The organism is Vibrio owensii CAIM 1854 = LMG 25443, assembly GCF_000817815.1.
Lineage (GTDB): Bacteria > Pseudomonadota > Gammaproteobacteria > Enterobacterales > Vibrionaceae > Vibrio > Vibrio owensii.
Genome location: NZ_JPRD01000005.1, coordinates 117,969 through 140,570 on the forward strand (window position 1 = coordinate 117,969; position 22,602 = coordinate 140,570).

The 22,602-nt window shown below is 45.0% G+C and carries 19 protein-coding genes; 13 read left to right on the plus strand and 6 right to left on the minus strand.

Going from position 1 to position 22,602, the window contains the following annotated elements; all coding sequences use genetic code 11:
- The first annotated feature begins 233 nt into the window (after positions 1-233).
- Positions 234-1,073 (plus strand): fatty acid metabolism transcriptional regulator FadR, encoded by an 840-nt coding sequence (gene fadR, locus H735_RS02000; RefSeq protein ID WP_005439619.1) that lies wholly within the window; start codon positions 234-236, stop codon positions 1,071-1,073.
- An 85-nt stretch (positions 1,074-1,158) separates the two neighbouring features.
- On the opposite strand, the gene H735_RS02005 is transcribed toward fadR, so the two are convergent.
- Both H735_RS02005 and metG read right to left on the minus strand, forming a co-directional pair.
- Complete coding sequence (locus H735_RS02005; RefSeq protein ID WP_020196385.1) at positions 1,159-1,965, minus strand: hypothetical protein; 807 nt, start codon at positions 1,963-1,965, stop codon at positions 1,159-1,161.
- Between the two features lie 212 nt (positions 1,966-2,177).
- Complete coding sequence (gene metG, locus H735_RS02010) at positions 2,178-4,238, minus strand: methionine--tRNA ligase (RefSeq protein ID WP_020196386.1); 2,061 nt, start codon at positions 4,236-4,238, stop codon at positions 2,178-2,180.
- Positions 4,239-4,396: 158 nt separating this feature from the next.
- Between metG and apbC the strand changes: the two genes are divergently transcribed.
- From apbC to H735_RS02025, 3 genes are all read left to right on the plus strand, one after another.
- Complete coding sequence (gene apbC / locus H735_RS02015; RefSeq protein ID WP_020196387.1) at positions 4,397-5,473, plus strand: iron-sulfur cluster carrier protein ApbC; 1,077 nt, start codon at positions 4,397-4,399, stop codon at positions 5,471-5,473.
- 181 nt (positions 5,474-5,654) lie between these two features.
- Complete coding sequence (gene udk, locus H735_RS02020; protein WP_005439612.1) at positions 5,655-6,296, plus strand: uridine kinase; 642 nt, start codon at positions 5,655-5,657, stop codon at positions 6,294-6,296.
- Positions 6,297-6,485: 189 nt separating this feature from the next.
- Positions 6,486-8,576 (plus strand): AsmA family protein, encoded by a 2,091-nt coding sequence (locus H735_RS02025; RefSeq protein ID WP_020196388.1) that lies wholly within the window; start codon positions 6,486-6,488, stop codon positions 8,574-8,576.
- Positions 8,577-8,651: 75 nt separating this feature from the next.
- On the opposite strand, the gene cobO is transcribed toward H735_RS02025, so the two are convergent.
- On the minus strand, positions 8,652-9,257 hold the full coding sequence (gene cobO, locus H735_RS02030) for a cob(I)yrinic acid a,c-diamide adenosyltransferase (protein WP_020196389.1): 606 nt from the start codon (positions 9,255-9,257) through the stop codon (positions 8,652-8,654).
- Between the two features lie 117 nt (positions 9,258-9,374).
- On the opposite strand from cobO, the gene H735_RS02035 reads away from it, so the two are divergent.
- A complete protein-coding gene (locus H735_RS02035; RefSeq protein ID WP_020196390.1) occupies positions 9,375-9,824 on the plus strand; it encodes a low molecular weight protein-tyrosine-phosphatase in 450 nt (149 codons plus the stop codon).
- 80 nt (positions 9,825-9,904) lie between these two features.
- On the opposite strand, the gene H735_RS02040 is transcribed toward H735_RS02035, so the two are convergent.
- Positions 9,905-11,464 carry a SulP family inorganic anion transporter gene (locus tag H735_RS02040; RefSeq protein WP_005439600.1) on the minus strand — a complete coding sequence of 520 codons (1,560 nt, stop codon included), beginning with the start codon at positions 11,462-11,464 and terminating at the stop codon, positions 9,905-9,907.
- A gap of 325 nt (positions 11,465-11,789) precedes the next feature.
- The gene (gene rne, locus H735_RS02050; RefSeq protein ID WP_027726713.1) at positions 11,790-14,879 is read right to left on the minus strand and encodes a ribonuclease E; all 3,090 of its coding nucleotides are present in this window, start codon (positions 14,877-14,879) and stop codon (positions 11,790-11,792) included.
- A gap of 638 nt (positions 14,880-15,517) precedes the next feature.
- Between rne and rluC the strand changes: the two genes are divergently transcribed.
- A complete protein-coding gene (gene rluC / locus H735_RS02055; RefSeq protein ID WP_020196393.1) occupies positions 15,518-16,462 on the plus strand; it encodes a 23S rRNA pseudouridine(955/2504/2580) synthase RluC in 945 nt (314 codons plus the stop codon).
- 375 nt (positions 16,463-16,837) lie between these two features.
- On the opposite strand, the gene H735_RS02060 is transcribed toward rluC, so the two are convergent.
- Complete coding sequence (locus H735_RS02060; protein ID WP_020196394.1) at positions 16,838-17,419, minus strand: Maf family protein; 582 nt, start codon at positions 17,417-17,419, stop codon at positions 16,838-16,840.
- Positions 17,420-17,568: 149 nt separating this feature from the next.
- Between H735_RS02060 and yceD the strand changes: the two genes are divergently transcribed.
- The 7 genes from yceD to acpP all read left to right on the plus strand — a co-directional run bounded on the left by yceD (position 17,569) and on the right by acpP (position 22,562).
- Entirely contained in the window at positions 17,569-18,093 is a 525-nt protein-coding gene (gene yceD / locus H735_RS02065) for a 23S rRNA accumulation protein YceD (protein WP_005439592.1), read from the plus strand.
- Positions 18,094-18,152: 59 nt separating this feature from the next.
- Complete coding sequence (gene rpmF, locus H735_RS02070; RefSeq protein ID WP_005396978.1) at positions 18,153-18,323, plus strand: 50S ribosomal protein L32; 171 nt, start codon at positions 18,153-18,155, stop codon at positions 18,321-18,323.
- 10 nt (positions 18,324-18,333) lie between these two features.
- Positions 18,334-19,359: a phosphate acyltransferase PlsX gene (gene plsX / locus H735_RS02075; protein WP_009707030.1), complete on the plus strand. Its 1,026-nt coding sequence runs from the start codon at positions 18,334-18,336 to the stop codon at positions 19,357-19,359.
- A 5-nt stretch (positions 19,360-19,364) separates the two neighbouring features.
- A complete protein-coding gene (locus H735_RS02080) occupies positions 19,365-20,315 on the plus strand; it encodes a beta-ketoacyl-ACP synthase III (RefSeq protein ID WP_009707029.1) in 951 nt (316 codons plus the stop codon).
- A gap of 75 nt (positions 20,316-20,390) precedes the next feature.
- Positions 20,391-21,314, plus strand: a complete 924-nt coding sequence (fabD, locus tag H735_RS02085; protein WP_009707028.1) for an ACP S-malonyltransferase — start codon at positions 20,391-20,393, stop codon at positions 21,312-21,314.
- Between the two features lie 34 nt (positions 21,315-21,348).
- Complete coding sequence (fabG, locus tag H735_RS02090) at positions 21,349-22,083, plus strand: 3-oxoacyl-ACP reductase FabG (RefSeq protein WP_005444803.1); 735 nt, start codon at positions 21,349-21,351, stop codon at positions 22,081-22,083.
- Between the two features lie 245 nt (positions 22,084-22,328).
- A complete protein-coding gene (gene acpP, locus H735_RS02095; RefSeq protein ID WP_004406112.1) occupies positions 22,329-22,562 on the plus strand; it encodes an acyl carrier protein in 234 nt (77 codons plus the stop codon).
- Positions 22,563-22,602 lie beyond the last annotated feature (40 nt).

Here is a 22,602-nt window from a genome sequence, read left to right on the forward strand (position 1 = left end):
TGACGGGGTAGGCTTTATTTTCCGTGAGTTTGTGGCTGTTCTAATTTTTGCAAAATATAAATTTTGCGCGTTTGGTTCCAAGTGATTAGGGTTTTAAATTAAGGATATATGTAGAGTATTAACTCTATATTGAGATTTCGTTTCATTTGTTGATCGTTAATTTTCGCAAATCGTTAAGTAGTGGTATGATGAGTCGCATCGACCCTTAGAAATCAATATTGGATAAAAACAGAATGGTCATTAAGGCTAAAAGCCCTGCGGGTTTCGCAGAAAAATACATAATCGAGAGCATTTGGAACGGCCGTTTTCCACCTGGCTCAATATTACCCGCTGAACGTGAGCTATCTGAACTTATTGGTGTTACCCGTACGACTTTACGTGAAGTGCTTCAGCGCCTTGCGCGCGACGGTTGGTTGACCATCCAGCACGGTAAGCCAACTAAAGTGAACCAATTCATGGAGACGTCAGGTCTGCATATTTTGGATACACTAATGACACTTGATGTTGATAACGCAACGAACATTGTGGAAGATTTGCTTGCTGCACGTACTAACATCAGCCCAATCTTTATGCGTTACGCGTTTAAAGCGAATAAAGAAGCGTCTGAACGTACTATTCAAAATGTTATCGACTCTTGTGAAGCGCTAGTGAAAGCACCTTCATGGGATGACTTTATTGCAGCATCTCCATACGCAGACAAAATTCTGCAAAGTGTGAAAGAAGACAACGAGAAGGATGAAGCGAAGCGTCAGGAAATCCTGATTGCTAAGACATTCAACTTCTACGACTACATGCTGTTCCAACGCTTGGCGTTCCACTCAGGCAACCAGATCTACGGTTTGATTTTTAATGGCTTGAGAAAACTATACGACCGTGTAGGTAGTTACTACTTCTCAAACCCTGCATCACGTGATTTAGCACTGCGCTTCTACCGCCAGCTTCTAGAAACCTGTGAAACAGGCCAGCGTGAGCAACTTCCAGTGGTGATTCGTCATTACGGTATGGAAAGTGCGCAAATCTGGAATGAGATGAAACAACAGCTGCCAACGAACTTTACAGAAGACGACAGCTAATCGATTGTTGAAGTCCAACGATTTCATATAAAAACCGCAGGTATCACCCTGCGGTTTTTTTGTGTTTGCTTTTCCGAAGTTCGATTTAGGCTAAGGACAGTCTGGGTAATGGTAGGTAAAGGGTCTCAATGATGTCTGATAGCATCTGGTCATAGGTATTGAACACAGTAAGGGACAAGTCAGAGGTAATGTCGTATAACTCCTCTTCACTCAGTGACAGTATTTCACCTTCTATGTATTCATTTAGGGATTGAATCGATCTTGCAGACATCGGAGAGGCAACGCTCAAGGGGCTAATTACTGCCAATTGATTAAGCCTTCTAATCATTACCGCTGCGTAATTTCTCATCCGTTCAGGTCCGCCTCTGTCTTGCAAGTCTTGAATGCTGATACGAAGCTGTGTCAGCGTTTCTAAGCTATCAATCACGGTTTGCCAGTTCATATGGTACTCGTCATGTAACTCGTCTCTCTGGGCAATAGCGAGCCATGCGATGGTAACTTCATCCATCAAGAACAAACTATGACGGATCAGTTTGCCATGTTCCATCTGATTCCGCGCTACCGTGTTGTCCTGCCATTGTTCCATCAACTTATCGATTTTGATTTGCAGCACGCGATACATGGGTTTGTTCTCAAAGCGGGAAGTTTCCACGAGCTGATGCAGCTTATAATCTAACTCCTGATGAATTTGCTCTATCTCTTTTTCATGATGTTGTTGGTATTGGATAGAGTAGTGGGTCACCGCTCGGTGACGGCGCAGTAGGTGAACCACATCGCGTAATAAGGTGAGTAATTGATATTTGCGAGCATGTTGCTTTTCTCGCTTCGCAGCCAAGTGATAGATCCCTGCCAGAATGGCAATTGAGATCAAAGTAGAAATCAAAACAAACATAACCAACTCCTTGTTAGTGCTTTTGACTTAGCAACGATGAAGGAGCAGTTTTGATGCCAACAATTAAAGTTATTTAAAACAATGACTTATATTTATAACGAAAAAGAAGCTGTACGAATTTGGTGCGTAATCTCCCCAAAAGTGTGAATTTGGTCAAAAAAATCCCCGCCGAATCGGGCAGGGATTTTTTAATTTCGTCGCGAAGTAACGAATTACATTACACGCATACCTGGTTGAGCACCTTCGTGTGGCTCAAGAATCCATAGATCGCTACCACCAGGGCCAGCGGCTAGGATCATGCCTTCAGACATACCAAACTTCATCTTACGTGGTTTTAGGTTCGCTACCATTACAGTTAGCTTGCCTTCTAGCTCTTCAGGTTTGTACGCTGACTTGATGCCAGAGAACACCTGACGAGTTTCACCGCCGATGTCTAGTTGGAACTTTAGCAGTTTGTTTGCTTTTGGCACTTCTTCACATGAGATGATGCGAGCAATACGCATATCAACCGCTGCGAAAGCATCGAACTCAATCTCTTCAGCGATTGGATCTTTATCTAGCTCAGTTTGGCTAGCTTTGTTCTTTTCTGCTTTCGCTTTCTCTTTTGCTGCCCTTTCTGCCGCAGCGTCTTCTTTCGATGCTTCGATCATCGCTTCGATGTTCTTAGGATCGATACGGTTGAACAGTGCTTTGAACTTAGTGATCTCGTGACCAGTCAGTGGTGCAGCAATGCCTTCCCAAGTTAGCTCTTCGTTTAGGAATGCTTCAGTACGCGCTGCTAGTGCAGGCATAACTGGTTTCAGGTAAGTCATTAGAACGCGGAACAGGTTAATACCCACAGAACAAATTTCTTGCAGTTCCTGATCTTTACCTTCTTCTTTTGCAACAACCCAAGGTGCTTTTTCGTCAACGTATTGGTTTGCTTTGTCTGCTAGTGCAGTGATTTCACGGATCGCACGGCCAAACTCACGAGTTTCGTAAAGCTCTGCGATACGGTCTGCTGCTGCAACGAATTCGTTGTATAGCTCAGGCTCTGCAAAGTTTTCAGCAAGCTTGCCTTCAAAACGTTTAGAGATGAAACCAGCGTTACGAGAAGCTAGGTTAACAATCTTGTTTACTACGTCAGCGTTAACACGTTGAGTGAAGTCTTCAAGGTTAAGGTCTAAGTCGTCGATACGGCTGTTCAGTTTTGCCGCGTAGTAGTAACGCAGACACTCTGGGTCTAGGTGGTTTAGGTAAGTGCTTGCTTTAACAAACGTACCTTTAGACTTAGACATCTTCGCGCCGTTTACCGTTACGTAGCCGTGTACGAATACGTTGTTTGGCTTACGGAAACCGCTGCCTTCTAGCATTGCTGGCCAGAATAGAGAGTGGAAGTAAACGATGTCTTTACCGATGAAGTGGTAAAGCTCGGTTGTGCTGTCTTTCTTCCAGTATTCGTCGAAGTCTAGACCTTCAGTCTTGTCACATAGGTTCTTGAAAGAAGCCATGTAACCAACCGGTGCGTCTAGCCATACGTAGAAGAATTTGTTTTTCTCGCCTGGGATTTCGAAGCCGAAGTAAGGTGCATCGCGTGAGATATCCCACTGTTGCAAACCAGATTCGAACCACTCTTGCATCTTGTTAGCCGTTTCAGATTGTAGAGAACCTGAACGAGTCCACTCTTTTAGCATGCTTTCGAACTGAGGTAGGTCGAAGAAGAAGTGCTCAGAGTCTTTCATTACTGGAGTTGCGCCAGATACTGCTGATTTCGGGTTAATCAGTTCAGTTGGGCTGTACGTCTCACCACAGTTATCACAGTTATCGCCGTATTGATCTTCCGACTTACACTTAGGACAAGTACCTTTTACGAAACGATCCGGTAGGAACATTTCTTTCTCAGGGTCGAACAGTTGAGAAATCGTGCGGCTAGAGATAAAACCGTTTTTCTTCAGCTCAAGGTAGATGTGAGAAGCCAGTTCACGGTTCTCTTCTGAGTGTGTGCTGTGGTAGTTATCAAAGCTAATATCAAAGCCAGCGAAGTCTTTTTGATGCTCTTCGCTCACTGCAGCGATCATCTCTTCTGGCGTAATACCCATCTGTTGTGCTTTTAGCATGATTGGCGTGCCGTGAGCATCGTCAGCACAGATGAAGTTTACAGTGTTGCCACGTAGGCGTTGGTAGCGAACCCAGATGTCAGCTTGAATGTGCTCAAGCATGTGACCTAGGTGAATCGAACCATTAGCGTACGGAAGGGCACAAGTTACCAGCAGTTTTCTTGGATCGTTTGCCATACTTAATAATCGCTTTTTGATAGGTATAAAAAATAGAGACTAATACTACCCCATGAGTTCCCTAACGCCAAGGCATCAAACCATGGATTGCCTTAGTTTTTTTTGGGGTTCTGAATCTCGCCGCTGGGTGCTACGATTAGATGCATAAAGGAGGCCTCATGCATCAGTTCACTTCAAAACAAGATTTTTGTCATTGGCTTAACCAGTTTCAACATCCACAGTTGGTGGAAAACTGGGCAGATATTAATGGTATGGTTACGATCCCCGCACAAGGTGGCATTCAAATTACCTTACCGTTTGCGAGCAACGAACTCCAAGTGGCGTTGAGCAGTTGGATTAAAGGGCAGCAGTCATCGGGTGATGTTCCAGCGTTTGATTTTCACATCGAACTGAATATCAAAGCGCTCGAGACGCAAGTTACCAATGCTGTCAAAGGCGTGAAAAACATTATCGCAGTTAGCTCAGCAAAGGGAGGCGTTGGTAAATCGACAACGGCTGTTAACCTTGCTTTAGCCATTGCACAGTCGGGTGCGAAAGTTGGCTTGTTAGATGCTGATATCTATGGCCCATCGGTTCCTATGATGCTAGGTCAAGAAGATGCAAAGCCTGAAGTTCGTGACGCTAAATGGATGGAGCCAATTTTTGCTCATGGCATCTATACTCATTCTATCGGTTACTTGGTGGATAAATCGGAAGCGGCTATTTGGCGTGGCCCTATGGCTTCTAAAGCGTTATCACAACTGCTAACCGAAACGGATTGGCCAGAGCTTGATTATCTGGTTATCGATATGCCGCCGGGTACGGGTGACATTCAGCTAACGTTGTCACAGCAGATTCCAGTTACAGGCACTGTCCTTGTTACTACACCACAAGATCTTGCGTTAGCGGATGCACGTAAAGGTGCGGCTATGTTCCATAAAGTCAACGTGCCAGTTGTTGGCGTCGTTGAGAACATGAGTTACCACATTTGTAGTCAGTGTGGGGCTGTTGAGCATATTTTCGGTACTGGTGGTGCAGAGAAAATGTCACAAGAATTTGGCTTGGCGCTGCTTGGGCAAATTCCGCTTCATATCTCTATGCGAGAAGATATCGATGCTGGTATCCCAACAGTGGCGAGACGCCCTGATAGTGAGCATGCGGGCTACTACAAACAGCTTGCTGACCGAGTTTGTGGCACCATGTATTGGCAAGGTAAAGCCAAACCGGATGCAATCAGTTTTACTATGGTGAACTGAGTTTAATATCAACGCTGGTTGAATATTACACATTTAAACGTTTGCTCGGAGGTTAATCCTCTGAGCTGACAGAAACTTATAACGAAACCCTAATTCCAGCTAGTCACGAGGGGGTGAACTCCCTATAATCAGCCAGTTTATCTTTTTATGTGACTAGAAAATCATCATCGGGTGCAAATTAATGTCTGATAATAATCAATGCGTCATCGTCGGTATTGCTGGCGCTTCTGCTTCGGGAAAAAGTCTGATCGCGAGCACAATTTACAATGAGCTTCGCGAGAAAGTGGGCGATCATCAAATCGGTGTCATCACGGAAGATTGCTACTACAACGACCAAAGCAACCTAAGCATGGAAGAGCGTGTAAAGACTAACTACGATCACCCGAGCGCGTTGGACCACGACCTACTCTGTGAACACCTAGAGAAATTGGTGCGTGGAGAAGCTGTAGAAGTTCCAGAATACAGCTACACAGAGCACACTCGTACAAGCAACACCACTCCAATGACCCCTAAAAAGGTAATCATTCTTGAAGGTATCTTGCTGTTAACCGACCCTCGTCTACGTGATCTAATGCATGCGACAGTATTTATGGATACACCACTTGATATCTGTCTACTACGCCGTGTTAAGCGTGACGTTGAAGAACGTGGTCGTACTATGGAGTCTGTTCTTAAGCAATACCAACAGACTGTTCGTCCGATGTTTATGCAGTTTATCGAACCTTCTAAGCAATACGCGGATATCATCGTTCCTCGCGGTGGTAAAAACCGTATCGCAATCGACGTTCTTAAAGCGCACATTGCAAAACTTCTGAAAGCTTAAGCCTTTAGACGGCTATATCGCTTTATTTTTGTATGAAGAAGTGGCACCTTAGGTGCCACTTCTTTTTTTGTTTTTAAATTAGTCAGTTGCAACGGAAAACCGGACATTTTTCACGCTTTTGTGGAACTGTCGGCGATAAAACAAGTCTGCGCTTATAATTGTAAAAACACTCGAGCAAGGAAAAAGCGAATGAAGAAACTGCTCTTAATCATTGCCATCCCAATTGTGGCGATCTTGGCTGTTATTTTAGGGTTAGTGATTTTTGTCAATCCAAACCAGTTTAAACCACTTATTGTGGAGCAAGCGCAAAAGCAAACCGGTTTGGAATTAGTCATTGAAGGGGATATTAGTTGGCAGTTTTTCCCATCGATTGGCTTCGAATTGGGTCGTACTGAGCTAAGAAACCCACAAGGTTTTAGCCAGCCAAATCTATTTAAAGTCGATACGGTCGGTGTTGATGTCTCGGTTACCCCGCTATTAAGCAAACAGCTAGAAATTGGTAACGTCACCCTTGATGGTGCAGAGTTCTATCTTGAAACACTGAAAGATGGCACCAAGAACATTGATGCATTAACCAAAGCACAAACTCAACAAGCAGAACAAACGACGGATGCAGCACCAGAGCAAGCCGCAGACTCACAAAGCGCTGCTTCTGATTGGACGATCAATCTTGCCGGTGTCAGTATCTCAAATGGTTATGTTGAAATCCAAGATAAACAAGCCGGTAGCTACACCAAGCTTTCTGATATCTCACTAAACCTTTCTCAGTTTGCTTTCGATAACTGGACAACCGCAGACTTTGGCGTGAAAGGTGAGATGAATGAGCAAACCTTCACCGCGCAAGGTAAAGCAGACTTCAAATTGGCAAAAGGCCTTGTAAGCTACGCTTTGAAAAACATCAACTTCGATGCAACCTATTCAGATGCGACAAACAAGATTGAATCAGCAACGATTGGTTTGGAAACGTTTGAATTCGATAAAGTCAACAACCTAAGCTATGCATTGAAAGGCGAAGCTGGTGGTATGAAGCTGGATATGCAGGGTGGCGGTGAATTAACTGTCGATAAAGCCATCAGCAAAGTGCAGTTGAACAAGTTGACGCTCAACTCAACTTTTGAGGGGGATGCACTACCGCAATCACCAATGAAAGTGGATATGGCTTCGGATCTTTCGTTCGACCTAACTAAGAGCCACCTGAGCTTTGTGTTGGAGAAGCTGACGGCGAACGCCATCGCACTAGATGGTAAAGCGGATGTCACTCTGGGTGATATTCCGAAAGTACGTTTTGCAGTGCATAGTCCTAATATCGATTTGGATGAATTCCTAGGCTTGAATAATCAAGCGTCTGCGGGTGATAAACCAGCATCAGGTGGTAGCAAAGCACCAGCAGCAGGGCCAGAAGTTGAACCAGACTTATCGGCACTAAAAACGCTTGATGTGAAGGGTGATATTACGATTGATAAGTTCAAAGCAGCGAACGCGAAGATGGAAGCGGTAAAAGCAAGCTTCTCTGTTAATCGTGGTGTATTTGATCTTACTTCATTCAGCTCTAAGTTGTACCAAGGCACGATCACCGCAACAGCCAAACTGGATGCGCGTAAATCGCCAGCCACTTACTCTGCGAAGAAATCTATCAAAGGCGTGCAAGTCCAACCGTTACTTGTTGATGTAGCAAATAACGACATGCTAGAGGGCACAGGTAACATTGATGTGAACGTTAGTGGTAAGAGCCTAACGCCAACAGGCATCAAGAAAAATCTAACAGGCACGGTTGTGATTAACTTTGCGGATGGCGCTGTTAATGGCATTAACGTCGCTCAGCTTATCCGTGAAAACTACGCGCGATTCAAAGGCCAGAGCGTAGATGGCACTGATGAAGTCAAGAAAACGGACTTCAGCGCGATGACAGCGACCTTGAAGTTGAACAAAGGTGTGGTTTCTACCGATAACATGAAAGCGCAGTCTCCACTTCTTCGCATTCGTGGTAAAGGTCAAGCGAACTACCTAAACGAAACGGTCGACTTTACCATCAGCACCTCGATTGTAGGTTCGCTGGAAGGTCAGGGCGGTAAGAATATCGATGAGCTTAAAGACATCACTATTCCTATCAACGTTTCTGGCAAATGGGCTGAGCCTAAATTTAAGTTGGTCTTTGACGATGTGTTGAAGCAAAAAGCACAGAAAGAAATTGATCGTGGCGTAGAGAAGCTAACGGACAAGATCAAAGATGAGAAGACTAAAGAAGCCGTTGATGGTCTATTGAAAGGCTTGTTTAATTAACAGCGGTCTAAATCCAAAAGAGAAAGGGTTGGCAATGCGCCAACCCTTTTTATTACTTATTACACGATGAATAGATTACCAATCCACACCTTTTAAAGCTTTTACGCCAGATTCAAAAGCGTGTTTGACGTTCTTTACTTCCGATACGGTATCGGCCATTTCAATCAGAGTGCGGTGTGCTCCGCGGCCAGTGATCACGACAGACTGCATTTTAGGACGGCTGTTTAGGGCTTCTACAACCTCATCCAAGTCGATGTATCCATAGCTCACCATGTACGTTAGTTCATCAAACAAGACGACATCAATTGATTCATCGCCAAGCATGCGTTTACATTCCTGCCATACCAATTGTGCTGCTTCGGTATCTGCGCTTTTGTTTTGCGTTTCCCAAGTAAAGCCTGTTGCCATTACTTGAAACTCAACGCCGAGTTTTTCGAGTAGGTTGCGTTCACCATTATCCCATGTGCCTTTGATAAATTGAGCAGCGGAACACTTCAACCCATGACCAACAGCGCGAGCAATCGTGCCGAAACCTGACGTCGATTTGCCTTTACCATTGCCGGTAATGATCAGCAGTAGGCCCTTCTCTTCTTGGGCGGCCGCGATTTTTGCGTCTACCTGTTCTTTTACTTTTTGTTGGCGAGCCTTATGGCGTGCTTCTTTGTTTTCTTCGATAGACATAGTACTTCCTCAATTCCGTTGTGTGCTTTGCCCGTGCTAACTTGGGTTCATCGAATTATCTCGCTATGATAGACCAACATATCGTGAAGAAAAACCATCGATAATTCAGGGAATAAAATGAAGAAACTACTCGTTGTTTGTATGGGAAATATTTGTCGTTCGCCAACTGGTGAAGCGGTATTAAGAGCAAAAGCTAAAGAGTTGGGTATTTCAGTGGAAGTGGACTCGGCAGGAACGATTGGTTACCACGCTGGAAATCCGCCTGATGCACGCTCCATGCAAGCAGGAAAGCAGCGAGGTTATTCGTTCAAAGGGATGCGCTCTCGTAAGGTAACGGTAGGGGACTTCGATGAATTTGATATGGTGTTGGCGGCGGATAAAGCGAATCTTGCCGATCTATTGGATATTTGCCCGGTAGAGTATCGCCATAAAGTGTCGTTATTTTTAAGTCATGGTGATTCTGACTATGACGAGATCCCAGACCCATACTATGGCGGTGATGCAGGTTTTGAATTGGTACTAGATTTGATTGAAGACGCGTCGGAAACGATTTTAAAGAAGCTTTAATCAAATAGTTTGGATAGGGCGAAGAGCCCGAAAGCTGGATAGTAAAAGGGATGAGTGATGCTCATCCCTTTTTAGTTTTATTAGCCAGCAAGTATGTCAGTCGCAACCTTGTAGCTTGGGTCTTCTTTCACGTTGATTTCAACCAAGCTGCCTGCTTTGTCTAGTAACTTACGACAATCTGGGCTCAAGTGACGTAGGTGAAGCGTTTTACCTAGTGCAGCGTAACGTTCAGCCAGTGTTTCGATCGCTTCGATTGCAGAGTGGTCTGTTACACGAGAGTCCGCGAAATCGACGATAATGTCTTTTGGATCGTCGTGTGCGTTGAACAACTCTAAGAAGTTGGCCGCAGAACCAAAGAAGATAGGACCGTGGATCTTGTACTCTTTTGAGCCTTCTTCATTTAGGCGTGTGTCAGCGTAGATGTGTTTAGCGTGTTGCCATGCGAACATAAGTGCAGAGGCAATAACACCAACCGCTACAGCAACTGCTAGGTCAGTCAGAACCGTCACTACCGTTACTAGAACGATAACGAAGAAATCTTGTTTAGGTACACGACGTGCAAGTTTGAAGGTAGCCCATTCGAACGTACCGATAACCACCATGAACATAACACCAACAAGCGCAGCAAGTGGAATCATCTCAATCAGAGAAGATGCAAACAGGATGAACATCAGAAGTGCAATAGCTGCAACGATACCTGATAGACGGCCACGACCACCTGAGTTTACGTTGATCATTGACTGACCAATCATCGCACAACCACCCATTGCACCAAACACTGAACATGTCATGTTTGCCATACCTTGACCGATACATTCACGGTTTGACTGACCGCGAGTGTTGGTCATTTCATCTAGTACTGTTAGCGTCAATAGAGACTCAATCAGACCGATAGCTGCAAGAATGATTGCGTAAGGCAAGATGATCTGCAGTGTTTCAAGAGTGAAAGGAACCGCTGGAATTGAGAAGGTCGGAAGAGAGCCCGCCAAAGTCGCTGCTTCGTCACCAGACATAGTACGTAGGAAGTCGACTACCGTACGTGTTTCTAGATCTAAACCAACCACTAGAGCTGTTACTGTTACGATCGCAACCAATGAAGAAGGTACAGCTGTGGTGATTTTTGGTAAGAAGTGAATGATACCCATTGTTAGCGCAACTAGGCCAAGCATTAGTAGCATTTGGTCTTGTGGTAGCCAAGTCAGCATGCCGTTGATGTCTGGCGCTTTAAACTGACCTAACTGAGCTAGGAAGATAACGATAGCCAGACCGTTGACAAAACCGATCATTACAGGATGAGGTACGATTCGAATGAATTTACCCAGCTTGAATAGACCCGCTGCGACCTGAAGAATACCGGCTAACATGATAGCCGCGAATAGGTACTGAACGCCGTGAGTCGCAACTAGCGACACCATTACAACAGCCATAGCGCCCGTTGCACCAGAAATCATACCTGGACGGCCACCGAAGATAGAGGTGATAAGACCGACGATAAAGGCTGCGTACAGACCAACCATCGGGTCTACACCAGCAACGAATGCAAATGCTACAGCTTCAGGAACCAGTGCTAGCGCAACCGTAAGACCTGATAGCACATCGTTTTTTACGGAGTGCTTAGAAAATTGAGGAAATTCGAACATGTTTTGTATTGAGTTCTCTTGGCGATGAATTTCTCCCGACACATATTCGTATTTGCACGAGCGCTGATGGGTAAAGTGTCTTCACTTTTATCAGCACAAACAGTAGTAAAAAAAGAGCAGCAGCAGAATGGTGTCGAAAACTTAAGTCGGCGAATGCTACCGAAAAGTGTGATTAAGTTCAACAATGAAGGGGATATTGACGCACAAATGTGATCAGTCGTTGATATTAATATGAACAATTATAGTTAACACTCACAGCAACAAAAAAGGCTGCCAATTGGCAGCCTTTCGTTTCACTTTCGCGTTCGCGAGGACAAATTCTAGCTTAGCTAAAGTTTGGTTTTGTCATCTGTGCTGATGCACGGTTTGTTGCAACTTGACTACCTGCGCCTTTTGGAGCGTAGCGGTCTGCTTTAAACGGTGCTGCTGAAACCGTGATTTCACGAAGCTCTTGAGGACCTGGTGCTTTAGTCATCGGAGCGCTAGCACGTGGCTTAGCTGCTACTTTGATAACTTCTGCTTTAGGAGCTGGTGTAGCGATTGGTGCTTCTACTGCAACTTGCTCTACAGTGTCTTCTACCACTTCAACCACTGGCTCTTGAGCTGCTTCTGTAACTTCAACGACAGGTGCTTCAACCGGTTCAATGATTGGCTCTACTGGTGCTGATTCTACTGCTGCAGGTTCCGCTTTTTGTGCAACGACTGTTTCAACCACTGGTGCTTCTACAGCAGGCGTTTCTACAGCTGGAGCTTCAACTTTCGCTTCTACTGGCTGTTGAACTTTTGGTTCAACGACTTGCGCTTCAGCTACTGCAGGTTGCTCGCGGCGAATGATCACTTTACCCATAGCCATTTCTGGACAAGCAAAACCACCTTGCATTGCAGGTACAGATGTCGCTGCTACTGCCACTTCTTCCTTCACTCGCTCTTCCTTTTTAGGCGCTGGTTTTGGAATGTAGCGTGGCATCACTTTACCCATAGCCATCTCAGGAGAGGCTACACCACCTTTACGCAGGCGGAATGGGTTAGGGCGACGATCGCGACCACGACGACGACGTTGACCACTTGCACGTAGGTGACGTGGTGAACGACGGTTGCGGTGTTGTTTCGATTCAGCTTTGTCTTGTTGCGCTTCTGCTGCCGCCTCTACTGGCTTCTCAACAGGTGCTTCAACCGCTTCAATTGCTTGTACTGGTGTTTCCTGTTCAGCTTGCTCAGCCGCTTGCTGGTCTTTCACACGTACAGATTTGTTTAGTTTGCGACGTTGACGACGCTCTTTCACTTTCTCTGCTTTTGCGTTTGGCTTAGCTTTGCTTTCTTCAGGCTTCGCTTCTGAACCAGTGCGTGCTTCAGCAGCAAGCTGCAGGCCTTTTTCCGCCACTTTAGCATTTGCTTTTGGCTCTTGTGCTTTTTCAGCTTGCTGAGCTTTTGGCTTACGCTTCTGGTTACGGTTTTGCTGCTTGTTAGGTTGCTGCTGCGCTTCGTTCTGCTCAGTCGCTTGCTCTTCACGTGGCTTACGACGACGCTTGTTGTCGCGGTTGTCACGACCTTCGCGATTATCGCGTTGGTTGTTGTTACGACGACGGTCGTTGCGGTCACGTTTGTTGCGTTTGTTATCGCGGCTTGGTTTCTTCTCTTCTTCTTTCTTAGGCTCTTCTTTTACTTCTTCAGAACCACCGAATAGGAAACTACCAATCGCTTTAAATAGACGACTAAATAGACCTGGCTTTTCTTCTTGAACCACTTCTTTCTTCTTCGCTGCCGGAGCAGGCTTAGAAGTCGCGCTAGGAGCTGGCGCAGTTTGAGCTGGTGCAGCGAAACCTTTTAGAACTGGTTCTTCAATACGTTTAGGCTTGATGTCAGCTTCTGCAGGCTCTTTGCCTTCAGCTTCTTTCATTGCTTCCAGTTTCTTAGGAAGTAGGTAAGAAAGCAGATCGAACTCTTCACCTTCACGTACGCGAATCACTTCGAAGTGTGGTGTTTCCATATCAGAGTTAGGAACAACCGTGATCTTCACTTCTTGGATGCGTTCAATGTGGTTCACTGAGCGACGTTTTTCGTTCAGAAGGTAAGATGCAATCGGAACAGGTACTACGGCAAGAACTTGCGCCGTGTTGTCTTTCAGTGCTTCTTCTTCAATTAAACGAAGAACAGACAGAGCTAGAGATTCATTATCACGAACAACACCTGTACCACTACAACGAGGACAGATATGGTGGCTTGCTTCTGCTAGAGAAGGGCTCAAACGCTGGCGTGACATTTCTAGAAGACCAAAGCGAGAAATGCGACCGATCTGAACGCGAGCACGGTCTAAACGAACGGCTTCACGTAGACGGTTTTCTACTTCACGTTGGTGACGAACTGGCGTCATATCGATAAAGTCGATAACAACCAAACCACCAAGGTCACGTAGACGCAATTGACGAGCGATTTCGTCTGCTGCTTCTAGGTTAGTGTTCAGTGCTGTTTCTTCGATATCGCCGCCTTTTGTTGCGCGAGCAGAGTTGATATCGATAGAAGTCAGAGCTTCTGTCGGGTCGATTACGATAGAACCGCCTGATGGTAGGCGCACTTCACGTTGGAAAGCAGATTCAATTTGGCTTTCGATTTGGTAGTGGCTAAATAGCGGTACTTCGCCTTCGTATTTTTTAACGCGGCTGATGAAATCTGGGCGTACCAATTGAATGTGCTCTCGTGCACGCTCATAGATGGTGTTGCTGTCGATTAGGATTTCACCGATATCACGACGTAGGTAGTCACGGATCGCACGAACGATTACGTTACTTTCTTGGTGGATTAGGAAAGGAGCAGGATTAGAATCTGCCGCGCCCTTAATCGCACCCCAGTGGTTAAGTAGTACGTTCAAGTCCCACTCAAGTTCTTCTGCACTCTTACCTACGCCAGCAGTACGTACGATTAGACCCATACCTTGCGGTAGTTCTAGCGTGCTTAAAGCAGCTTTTAGTTGAGTGCGCTCATCACCTTCGATACGACGAGAAATACCGCCGGCACGAGGGTTATTAGGCATAAGAACAAGATAGCTACCCGCAAGAGAGATGAAAGTAGTAAGAGCTGCGCCCTTGCTACCACGCTCTTCTTTTTCCACTTGTACGATTACTTCTTGACCTTCAGTCAGCACTTCTTTAATGCTTGGGCGACCTTGGTAAGTGTAACCTTCTGGGAAGTATTCGCGGGCAATTTCTTTGAGAGGGAGGAAACCGTGACGCTCAGCACCGTAATCAACAAATGCGGCTTCTAAGCTTGGTTCGATACGTGTGATACGTCCTTTGTAGATATTCGCTTTTTTAGATTCATGACCTGGACTCTCGATATCAAGATCGAAAAGTCGCTGGCCATCAACCAGAGCGACACGCAACTCTTCTTTTTGAGTTGCGTTAATTAACATTCTTTTCATTGAAAATTTCTCGTTGTCTTTTCTTTTATATTTCTTTGCAACTTGTCACTTTTGTTTCGCTCTTTCACGGTGCCTGATCCCATGGCTTATATTTTGCAGCCTCCCGGCTGGAAGGGGATGCTCTAGGGCACTTCAGTCATCACAAATTCTTTTGGGTTTCGTTGGAAACGGAAACTTGTGACCCGCTATATCGGGCGGTAGATACTCAACGTGAATATGCGAGGAGTAGAGTGACAAGTGTGTTGAACTCAATGTGTCTTACGCCAATGCTGCACCTGACATTCAACAACCTACTCACATTGCTTGGGGATAAATGATTGGTAATGAACAAAATGTAACCAAACCTTCCTTAGCAGCTGTGAACTATAGCAGCGCAGGTTGATATCAGCAATCTGCTTTAGCGCAAACGATGGAAAATTTGGTGCTAAATTCAAATTTTGTAATTTATAACTGGCTGTTTCATAAGCACTTGAGTCTCGCAAACTGAGAAAGACGAGAAACAAATAGAGAAGTTGATAAAGACTTTTAATAATCTAAACAAAAGCTTGGCGTGTTTTGGAACTATTTATGACAACAAGTGTTTCTTTTGCAGCAAGAATAATGTGAAGTCGTACAGATTTGAGTTTACAATAGCGCCCATGAGCGAAATAAGAACACAAGTCCAGTTCGTTGATATCGACGAAGATATGGCGGGTCAACGCATTGATAATTTCTTGCGTAACCAATTAAAAGACATCCCAAAAAGCATGATTTACCGAATCGTGCGCAAGGGGGAAGTGCGCGTAAACAAAAAGCGCATTAAGGCAGAGTACAAACTAAAAGCAGGCGATCTTGTCCGTATTCCTCCGGTTACGGTAGAAAAGAAAGAGGACGACGTCGCGCCGAGCACGAAGCTAAACAAAGTGGCAGAGTTGGAAGACAAGATCATTTTTGAAGATGATCATCTATTGATTCTCAACAAGCCATCTGGCACAGCAGTGCACGGCGGCAGTGGATTAAAGTTTGGTGCGATTGAAGCGCTCCGAGCATTACGACCACAAGCTCGCTTTCTTGAACTCGTTCACCGTATCGACCGTGATACATCTGGCATCTTGCTGGTTGCGAAGAAACGTTCTGCGTTACGTCATTTACAAGCACAGTTCCGTGAAAAGACAGTGAAGAAGTTCTACTACGCGCTTGTCATGGGTGAGTGGAAAAACAGCTGCAAAGTCGTTAATGCGCCACTGCTTAAAAACGAAGTGAACAGCATTGTACGAGTGAATCCAAACGGCAAACCGTCTGAGACGCGTTTTAAAGTATTGGAGAAATTCGAACAAGCAACGTTAATTCAAGCAAGTCCAATTACTGGACGTACTCACCAGATTCGTGTGCACACTCAATACACGGGGCATCCGATTGCATGGGATGACCGTTATGGCGATCGCCGTTTTGATGCGTACACGGGTCAGGTTGGTTTGAACCGTTTGTTCCTACATGCAGCGAACATCAAGTTCCAGCACCCATCGAATGATGAGTGGATGGAAATCAACGCGCCGATGGAAGCGAAATTAGAGAAAGTTTTAGCGGGTTTGCGTAAAAAGTAGAGGCAGGCGTATCTACATCCCTCGCCATCGCAAAAAGCTATGTAAAAGCCGATGTTAATACATCGGCTTTTTTGATCGTAGAAAGCTTCTTAGAGAGTGGCGGCAGCTTTGCCTGTTGAGTTATGAGAACTTTGTGCTCAGCGATACCGTTGAAAGAGATCCCCAACTCGCTCGTTCCTCACTCTTGAGGATGACGTGCAGTGAATTCTGAATTTAAGTGGGTTATGACTTACTTTTTGATGGATGAGCTTAAACGACGTCATTCCCGAAAGCAACGAAGGAGCGTTGTCGGGAATCTCTGGTTGAGATGCAAAGTCATTAGCTTGATGACTGCTTACACCGTCCATATTAACTCTTTGGAGTCTTCTGTATTCCCTACAAAACCTCTAACCCTTGTTTTTGCAGCATGTCGATCAAATCAATAAGAGGCAGGCCAACTAACGTATTCGGATCCTTGCCGACTAACTTCTTAAACAGGCAAATTCCCATCCCTTCGCTTTTAAAACTACCAGCACAGTAAAAAGGTTCTTCTCTGTCGACATAACGTTCGATTTGTTCACGCGTCAAATCTCTAAAGTGCACTTCAAAAGTATCGAAGCCGACTTCGGTATGATTAGTTGCTGTGTTGTGGACAGCTAGTCCGGTATAAAAAGTGATGGTTTTACTGCTTTGAGCCAATAATTGTTTGATGGCGTTTTCTCGGTTTAACGGTTTACCAACGATATTGCCGTCAATGACACACACTTGGTCACTGCCAATGACCAAACTGTCATGGGTTGTGTCACAAGAAGTGGCTTTACCAATAGCAAGCCGTTGTACCAGTTCTAAAGGGGTTTCGTTAGCTAAAGGGGTCTCATCGCAGTTGGGTGACAAACAAGTAAAAGGCACTGCTAGTTTTTCCAGCAGTTGTTTACGAAAAGGGGAGGTTGAGGCTAAAACCAGTTGGTAATTTTTCATTTTGAATTACAATTCGCACAAGCATTTCCAATAGGATAATCGATCAAAATCGATTCTGGCTAATGCTCTCTATATTAAGCGTAAAAAAGTACAACTTTTTTGCCTTTTTCTTTGACTAATTTTGATTTGGAAGATAATATTCGCGCCCTATGCAAAAGGTAAAAATACCGCGAACGGTTGATCCGGCGAAGTCCGCACAGAAACGATTAGATTACGATGGCATCATCCAAGCTAGTCTTTTCAAGCGCTTAGCGGAAACAACTGAAGGCGTAAAACGCGACGCAGAAGTCTCATTGTCATTTGATATTGATGAACAGCGACTTGTTGTTATCTCTGGTAAAGCTAACATCGAAGTCGATTTAGAGTGTCAGCGTTGTAATGAGGTATTCACACATCCGTGTGAAGTTGAATTCCTTTACACTCCTTACTACGGTGAGAAGACAGAAGAGGAAGCACCAGAAATTTATGATTTGGTAGATCTAAATGAGTACGGTGAATTAGACCTTATACAACTAGTTGAAGACGAGTTCATCTTAACATTACCTCAAATCGCAATGCACGATGAAGCGGATTGTAGCGTTGATTCAAATAACATGGTTTTTGGTGAGATTCCTGAAGAAATTGAGGAAGAAAAACCGAATCCATTCGACGTTTTGAAAAATCTGAAAAAGTAACTGGTGTGGTAGCCGCTTCTTCTTTAGGTTTTTAACCCAATAGTATAGGAGTAGGGTCAATGGCCGTACAGAAAAACCGTAAAACTCGTTCTAAGCGCGGTATGCGTCGTTCACACGATGCGCTAACTACAGCTGCACTATCTGTAGACGCGACTTCTGGTGAAACTCACCTACGCCACAACGTAACTGCTGAAGGTTACTACCGTGGTCAAAAGGTTATCAACAAGTAAGGTTGAACCTTTGCAAAGTATTACCGTTGCACTTGATGCAATGGGCGGGGATTTCGGTCCACGCGTAACAGTGCCTGCCGCCGTGCAGGCACTGTCTCATTTCCCAGAGCTAAAAGTGATTCTTATAGGTGATCAACCTCTGATCACGTCTCAATTATCTCAACTAGGTACCTCTACCAGTTCTCGCTTAAGCATTCTTCATAGCGAGAAAGTAATTTCTAATTCAGAAAAACCGTCCTTAGCATTACGTAATAGCCAAAATAGCTCCATGCGTATGGCCATTGACCTGGTCTCTGATAACGAAGCAGATGCGTGTGTGAGCGGTGGTAACACCGGAGCCTTGATGGCGCTCTCACGATTCATTCTTAAACTGCTTCCTGGTATTGAGCGTCCTGCTTTAGTTTCCGCATTACCCACCATTAGTGGCAAACGTACTTGGATGTTAGATCTTGGTGCGAATGTATCTTGCGATGCAGACAGCTTATTTCAATTTGCAGTGATGGGCAGTGCGTTAGCCGAGGAACATCTCGGTCATCCACCTCGTGTGGCGGTGCTGAATATTGGTGCTGAAGAAATTAAAGGAAACGATTTAGTCAAACGCTGCGCAGAAATGCTTTCTCAAACCGACGCAATTAATTTTGTGGGTTATATTGAAGGTAATCAAATTTTGCATGACGTTGCCGATGTCATTGTTTGTGATGGCTTTGTCGGTAACGTATGCTTAAAAGCCAGCGAGGGAACAGCGCAACTCTTTATCGAAAAACTAAAAACCAGCATGATGGCATCAACGATAAAGGGATGGATTGCTAGAAAACTGTTTTCTCGGCTATTTAATGAACTAAAAACACTGAACCCCGACCAGTATAACGGCGCAAGTTTGCTAGGATTGCGCGGCATTGTCATAAAAAGCCATGGAAGTGCGGATGTATCTGCGATTGTCAATGCACTTGGCGAGGCAGTACACGAGGTCAAACGACAAGTACCAAGCCGTATTAGCGATCGTTTGGAAGCGGTTTTACTCGAGAGGCATTATTAGTCTTCATGTATAGCAAAATTTTAGGTACTGGCAGCTACCTGCCATCTCAGGTGCGTACTAACGCAGACCTAGAGAAAATGGTAGATACAAGTGATGAGTGGATCGTAGCTCGTACTGGTATTAAAGAGCGTCGAATTGCAGCAGAAGATGAAACTGTTGCGGACATGGCATTCTACGCAGCTGAAAACGCTATCGATATGGCCGGCATTGATAAAAATGATATCGACCTAATTATCGTTGCTACTACTAGCAGTAGCCATACTTTCCCTTCATCTGCGTGTCAGGTGCAAGGAAAGCTTGGCATTAAAGGTTGTCCTGCATTCGACTTAGCCGCTGCTTGTTCAGGTTTTGTATACGCATTATCTGTTGCTGACCAACACATCAAATCTGGCATGTGCAAAAACGTGCTTGTGATTGGTGCAGACGCATTGTCGAAAACATGTGACCCAACGGATCGCTCAACCATCATCTTGTTTGGTGATGCTGCGGGTGCCGTTGTTCTTGGTGCAAGCGAAGAGCCTGGCATTATTTCTACGCACATATATTCAGACGGCCAGTTTGGTGATCTATTGAGCCTTCCTGTTCCTGAACGTGGTAAAGATGCAAATAAATGGCTGCATATGGCCGGTAACGAGGTATTCAAAGTAGCCGTTACTCAGCTATCAAGGCTGGTTAAAGACACGCTTGAAGCGAACGATATGCATAAGTCTGAACTAGACTGGTTGGTTCCGCACCAAGCGAACTACCGCATTATTTCAGCGACAGCGAAAAAGCTTTCGATGTCACTAGACCAAGTCGTGATCACACTTGATAAACACGGCAACACATCAGCAGCAACCGTGCCAACAGCACTGGATGAGGCGGTACGTGATGGTCGTATTAAACGTGGTCAAACTCTACTTCTTGAAGCGTTTGGCGGCGGATTCACTTGGGGTTCTGCCCTGGTGAAATTCTAAGTTTCACAAGATTCAAAATTTAAGATGCGCTACGGTGCATCTTATTTCTTTTTACTTTGCTTAAAGGAAAACAACATGAGCAAGTTTGCTATCGTATTTCCAGGTCAAGGTTCACAAGCTGTCGGTATGCTTGCTGATCTAGGCGAACAATATGACGTAGTAAAACAAACATTTGCAGAAGCATCTGACGCACTAGGTTACGACCTATGGGCGCTTGTTCAAAATGGACCTGCAGAAGATCTAAACCAAACTTTCCGTACTCAACCGGCTTTGCTAGCGTCATCTGTTGCTATCTGGCGTGTATGGCAAGAGCTTGGTCTTGAGCAACCAGCAAACCTAGCGGGTCACAGCCTAGGTGAGTACTCAGCGCTTGTGTGTGCTGGTGTGATTGACTTTAAAGAAGCAATCAAACTGGTTGAGCTACGTGGTCAACTGATGCAAGAAGCGGTACCTGCGGGTACTGGTGCAATGTACGCGATCATCGGTTTAGATGACGAAGCAATTGCAAAAGCTTGTGAAGAAGCAGCACAAGGTGAAGTCGTTTCTCCAGTAAACTTCAACTCACCTGGTCAAGTTGTTATCGCAGGTAGTAAAGACGCGGTAGAACGTGCTGGTGCACTATGTAAAGAAGCAGGTGCTAAGCGTGCGCTTCCTCTTCCTGTTTCAGTACCTTCACACTGCGCACTAATGAAGCCTGCAGCAGAGAAACTAGCCGTTGCGCTAGAGTCTATCGAATTCAATACACCACAACTTCCTGTGATCAACAATGTTGATGTGGCGGCTGAAACTGATCCTGCAAAAATCAAAGACGCACTTGTTCGTCAACTTCATAGCCCAGTTCGTTGGACTGAGAGCGTGCAGTTAATGAGCGAACAAGGCGTAGAAAATCTTCTTGAGCTTGGCCCTGGCAAAGTATTGACAGGTCTGACTAAACGTATCGTGAAAACACTAAGCGCAGCAGCAGTTAACGACGTAGCGTCGCTAGAAGCCGCTAAGTAATTTATTCACGATAAGAAAAGGAAAACACAACATGATGAATCTAGAAGGTAAGATCGCTCTAGTGACAGGCGCGAGCCGTGGCATTGGTCGTGCGATTGCTGAACTTCTTGTTGAGCGCGGTGCAACGGTAATCGGTACTGCAACTTCAGAAGGTGGCGCAGCGGCTATCAGCGAATACCTAGGTGAAAACGGTAAAGGTCTAGCACTTAACGTAACTGACGTTGAGTCTATCGAAGCTACTTTAAAAACCATCAACGATGAGTTTGGTGCAATCGATATTCTAGTAAACAACGCTGGTATCACGCGCGATAACCTACTAATGCGTATGAAAGATGACGAGTGGAACGACATCATCAACACAAACCTAACGCCAATCTACCGCATGTCTAAAGCGGTTCTACGCGGCATGATGAAAAAACGCGCTGGTCGCATCATCAACGTTGGTTCTGTTGTTGGTACAATGGGTAACGCTGGTCAAACTAACTACGCAGCAGCGAAAGCAGGCGTTATCGGTTTCACTAAATCGATGGCTCGTGAAGTAGCTTCTCGTGGCGTAACAGTAAACACAGTCGCACCTGGTTTCATCGAAACTGACATGACTAAGGCGCTAAATGATGACCAACGTGCAGCAACGTTGTCGAACGTGCCAGCAGGTCGTCTAGGTGACCCACGTGAAATTGCATCAGCAGTTGTATTCCTAGCTTCACCTGAAGCGGCTTACATTACTGGTGAAACTTTGCATGTAAATGGTGGCATGTACATGGTTTAATGCACAGTTCGTGCAAAATAAGCTGTTTTACTTTGTGAAAAATAGCCTATAGTTGCTGTTAACTGTCATTAAGTTGTCATGCTCATGCGCAAGATTTGTGCATGATTTAAGTCAAAAATGTATTGAAATTCGGTTAAATTCGCTAATTTTGTGGTTTGACCAGCAAGGACCCCCTTGCAACTTTCAATAGTTCGAATAAACTACGGAATCATCGCATTAGGCGAAATCTGTAAAGGAAAAGAAAAATGAGCAACATCGAAGAACGCGTAAAGAAAATCATTGTTGAACAGCTAGGTGTAGACGAAGCAGAAGTTAAAAACGAAGCTTCATTCGTTGACGATCTAGGTGCTGATTCTCTAGACACTGTAGAGCTAGTAATGGCTCTAGAAGAGGAATTCGACACTGAGATTCCTGACGAAGAAGCTGAGAAAATCACTACTGTTCAAGCTGCAATCGACTACGTAAACAGCGCTCAGTAATTATCTCTCCCAGGCGGTCTCCTAGACCGCCTGTGTTCTT

What these genes read in the sequence shown, in the direction of transcription:
- fadR (WP_005439619.1), top strand. Translation starts at nt 234, where the DNA reads ATGGTCATTAAGGCTAAAAGCCCTGCGGGTTTCGCAGAAAAATACATA.
- H735_RS02005 (WP_020196385.1), bottom strand. Translation starts at nt 1,965, where the DNA reads ATGTTTGTTTTGATTTCTACTTTGATCTCAATTGCCATTCTGGCAGGG.
- metG (WP_020196386.1), bottom strand. Translation starts at nt 4,238, where the DNA reads ATGGCAAACGATCCAAGAAAACTGCTGGTAACTTGTGCCCTTCCGTAC.
- apbC (WP_020196387.1), top strand. Translation starts at nt 4,397, where the DNA reads ATGCATCAGTTCACTTCAAAACAAGATTTTTGTCATTGGCTTAACCAG.
- udk (WP_005439612.1), top strand. Translation starts at nt 5,655, where the DNA reads ATGTCTGATAATAATCAATGCGTCATCGTCGGTATTGCTGGCGCTTCT.
- H735_RS02025 (WP_020196388.1), top strand. Translation starts at nt 6,486, where the DNA reads ATGAAGAAACTGCTCTTAATCATTGCCATCCCAATTGTGGCGATCTTG.
- cobO (WP_020196389.1), bottom strand. Translation starts at nt 9,257, where the DNA reads ATGTCTATCGAAGAAAACAAAGAAGCACGCCATAAGGCTCGCCAACAA.
- H735_RS02035 (WP_020196390.1), top strand. Translation starts at nt 9,375, where the DNA reads ATGAAGAAACTACTCGTTGTTTGTATGGGAAATATTTGTCGTTCGCCA.
- H735_RS02040 (WP_005439600.1), bottom strand. Translation starts at nt 11,464, where the DNA reads ATGTTCGAATTTCCTCAATTTTCTAAGCACTCCGTAAAAAACGATGTG.
- rne (WP_027726713.1), bottom strand. Translation starts at nt 14,879, where the DNA reads ATGAAAAGAATGTTAATTAACGCAACTCAAAAAGAAGAGTTGCGTGTC.
- rluC (WP_020196393.1), top strand. Translation starts at nt 15,518, where the DNA reads ATGAGCGAAATAAGAACACAAGTCCAGTTCGTTGATATCGACGAAGAT.
- H735_RS02060 (WP_020196394.1), bottom strand. Translation starts at nt 17,419, where the DNA reads ATGAAAAATTACCAACTGGTTTTAGCCTCAACCTCCCCTTTTCGTAAA.
- yceD (WP_005439592.1), top strand. Translation starts at nt 17,569, where the DNA reads ATGCAAAAGGTAAAAATACCGCGAACGGTTGATCCGGCGAAGTCCGCA.
- rpmF (WP_005396978.1), top strand. Translation starts at nt 18,153, where the DNA reads ATGGCCGTACAGAAAAACCGTAAAACTCGTTCTAAGCGCGGTATGCGT.
- H735_RS02080 (WP_009707029.1), top strand. Translation starts at nt 19,365, where the DNA reads ATGTATAGCAAAATTTTAGGTACTGGCAGCTACCTGCCATCTCAGGTG.
- fabD (WP_009707028.1), top strand. Translation starts at nt 20,391, where the DNA reads ATGAGCAAGTTTGCTATCGTATTTCCAGGTCAAGGTTCACAAGCTGTC.
- fabG (WP_005444803.1), top strand. Translation starts at nt 21,349, where the DNA reads ATGAATCTAGAAGGTAAGATCGCTCTAGTGACAGGCGCGAGCCGTGGC.
- acpP (WP_004406112.1), top strand. Translation starts at nt 22,329, where the DNA reads ATGAGCAACATCGAAGAACGCGTAAAGAAAATCATTGTTGAACAGCTA.